General features: G+C 32.8%; 4 protein-coding genes. 2 read left to right on the top strand and 2 right to left on the bottom strand.

The genetic code is table 11. The features are described from left to right. Positions 1–522: FtsW/RodA/SpoVE family cell cycle protein (locus ACJ5GX_RS07570; protein ID WP_495292870.1), on the bottom strand; the 522-nt coding region annotated here is incomplete at its 3' end. A gap of 45 nt (positions 523–567) precedes the next feature. Then, positions 568–2,016: a proton-conducting transporter transmembrane domain-containing protein gene (locus ACJ5GX_RS07565; RefSeq protein WP_026097249.1), complete on the bottom strand. Its 1,449-nt coding sequence runs from the start codon at positions 2,014–2,016 to the stop codon at positions 568–570. Between the two features lie 64 nt (positions 2,017–2,080). On the opposite strand from ACJ5GX_RS07565, the gene ACJ5GX_RS07560 reads away from it, so the two are divergent. Both ACJ5GX_RS07560 and mlaD read left to right on the top strand, forming a co-directional pair. After that, positions 2,081–2,386, top strand: coding sequence for an NADH-ubiquinone oxidoreductase subunit NDUFA12 family protein (locus tag ACJ5GX_RS07560; RefSeq protein ID WP_007302403.1), 306 nt, complete (start codon positions 2,081–2,083; stop codon positions 2,384–2,386). A gap of 2 nt (positions 2,387–2,388) precedes the next feature. Beyond that, entirely contained in the window at positions 2,389–2,844 is a 456-nt protein-coding gene (gene mlaD, locus ACJ5GX_RS07555) for an outer membrane lipid asymmetry maintenance protein MlaD (protein ID WP_007302404.1), read from the top strand. Positions 2,845–2,883 lie beyond the last annotated feature (39 nt).

Genomic DNA, 2,883 nt, shown 5'->3' with positions numbered 1-2,883 from the left:
TTCCATTATTGCTGTAAATATAATTGATGCTCCTATAAAAAACATTATCACAGCTGTGCCTAAATTAGGTTGCTTCAATACCAGAAATACAGGTAAGAAAATAATTATAAGTGGCTTAAATAAACTTTGAAATTTCATCATTTTATACACACTTTGTTTATTAAAATAACAAGCAAGTGCAAGTATTAAGCCTACTTTTGCAAATTCTGATGGTTGCAAGCTAATTGAACCAATTCTTATCCACCTCGTCGCACCCATTATGTGCGAGCCAAAAAAATTTACTGCTAACAGCGCAATTACTGCTGCTATATAAAAAAAATAAGCGTACTTCAAATAAAAATCTAGTTCTATAAATGACATAGCTATAGCAAGCAAAAAGAAGAAAGAGAATATGACCAATTGGTGAATTGCAAATGGAGCCCACTTTCCTCCAGCAGAAGAATATTGCACAACAATGCCAACGCAAAACAGAGCTATTACGTTAATGACTAATAATAAGTGAATCTTCTTCAGCTTATCCACAGCAAAAACTTTACAGACTTTGAGATACAATAAAACATAAGAAAATCAAAAAGCAAATTTATTAATTACCAACCGAATTGGACTACTATATATCCCAGTTATTACCGTTAAAATTGCCATAAATAATAGACAAAAGAGCATAAGCAATGGTACCTCATTAAGTGTCATTCCAGCGTTTGATGCTGTACTGTTTTCAAAATATATTTTCTCAACCATTCTCCACATATATATTAGTGCAAGAAAAGAGCCAGCAGCAAAAACTGCAAGGGAAATCCATGCATGAGATTCGATAATTGCTTTCATCATATACCACTTACTTACAAAGCCATTTGTCAAAGGTACACCGATTAATGCGAAACTAAGTAGAGTAAATGCAAGTGTTGTATAGGGCATTGACTTTTTTAGTCCTGATAAATTTTCTATTTTTGTCATACCAAACTTATAAGAAATACACCCTGCAGTCATGAATAAAGACGTTTTTATCATGCTATGATTTACTATGTGAAGAACTGCTGAAAACAAACCTGCTTTTGAATTTAAACCCAGCATTAAAATTATATAGCCAATCTGACTGATACTGGAGTGAGCAAACAGTCTTTTTATATCTTTTTCGATCATTGCAGATATTGATCCAAATACAACAGCACAAAGCGCAAGGATGATCATCACGTTGCTTAGTGGTAAGAAAAAATTTTGCTGAAAAACAGTGTAAAAGATTCTAATAAAAACATATATCATCACTTTGGTTACTGTACCTGAAAAAAATATGCTAATGAAGCTAGGTGCTTCACTATATGCGTTAACCAGCCATCTGCTGAGTGGAAACAGTGCCATTTTGATTGAGAGACCAACAAAAATGAATAATGTACCAAGTCTTATGATGTTATTATCGTATAATGGTACTATTCTTTCAGCCATGTCAGACATGTTGAGCGTTCCGGTCATAGAGTATAAAAGGCCGATGCCAAACAAGTAAAATGTTGCTCCTACAGTACCACTAATGAGGTATTCAAATGCTGCAACTAAAGCTTTCTTATCCCTTCCCATTGAAACTAAAACATAAGAAGAAAGAGATGAAATTTCTAAAAAGACATAAAGGTTGAATATATCGTTTGTTACTAAAATTCCAAGTAATCCACTCAAGCACAGTAAAAATAGAGAATAAAAACCAATGATTTTGTTTTTGCTAATCTCTTTTTCATTAATATGAAAGCTATAAAGCACACTAATCAGCGCTATAAAATTCACCAAAGTTAGAATCAAGGAGTTCAATATGTCGATTCTCAACTCTATTCCGTATGGAGGAGCCCAATCTCCAAGATAATAAGTTATAATTTCACCATTGTATGTTTTCACTAGCAACATTAATGAAATAAAGAAAGTAGCTGCCGTTGTAAAAAAAGAGATAAACCAGGACACCTTATGTTTCCTGGTAAGAAAGCAGAACATCGATGCAATTATTGGTATAATAACTTGTAGAATTGGTAATTGCATTAAACTGTTGTTAATACATCGTTAAAGTATTAGTATATATAATACTTTTTGTTTTAATACCTTTATGTTATCTAAAATTTATAATGCAGTAACAAACTTATTAAGGAGAAAAGGTAAACTTATAGGTAGGGATGAAAACGTAAATTCTTACTATGAGTCAAGTAAAGGGAAAAGATGGGTAATATATGGTAATGTTTCTGAGCCCACAACAATTCCTCCAGAATGGCATATATGGCTGCATTATACTAATAATGAAGTACCAGTTAATAATAACAAAAGAAAAACTCCTAATTTAACAGGTACGAAAGGTGCATACTACCCAAATCAAAAGGTGAAAAACTACTATGAAAGCTGGAATCCTAATAATTAAAGATGCGAAGGTCAAATATACTTGAAATAATTGCTGGATCATTTGTATTAATTTTCACTATTTTTCTTGTCTTCTTCGCTATTAATAAGCTATCTTACATAAAGAGAAATTATAAGGATTGCTATAAAATACATGGCCTTTTTACTGATGCTAACGGTGTAGGGGTTGGTGATAGTGTCAAGATCTCTGGTGTAGAAATCGGAAGCATAACTGGTGTATCACTTGACAAAGCTACCTACATAGCACGAATCGATATGTGCATAAGCAGAGACATAAAGTTGCCAATTGATAGCTCAGCTCTAATCGCTAGTAGTGGAGTTGTTGGTAGTAAATTTGTTAATATATTACCTGGTGCAGATCCTAAATTAATTTCACACGGTGGTAAAATAGCGCATACTCAAGCTGAAGCAAATATGGGTGGAATAGTGGATAAAATTATTGGCATGTTTACAAAGTGAGAATAAGAACACATAAGCCAACTTGGCCTATGTACAATT

The organism is Wolbachia endosymbiont of Tuta absoluta (assembly GCF_059414725.1).
The sequence above is the reverse complement of the archived record's forward strand: the minus strand, read 5'-3'. Positions and strand labels throughout refer to the sequence as shown.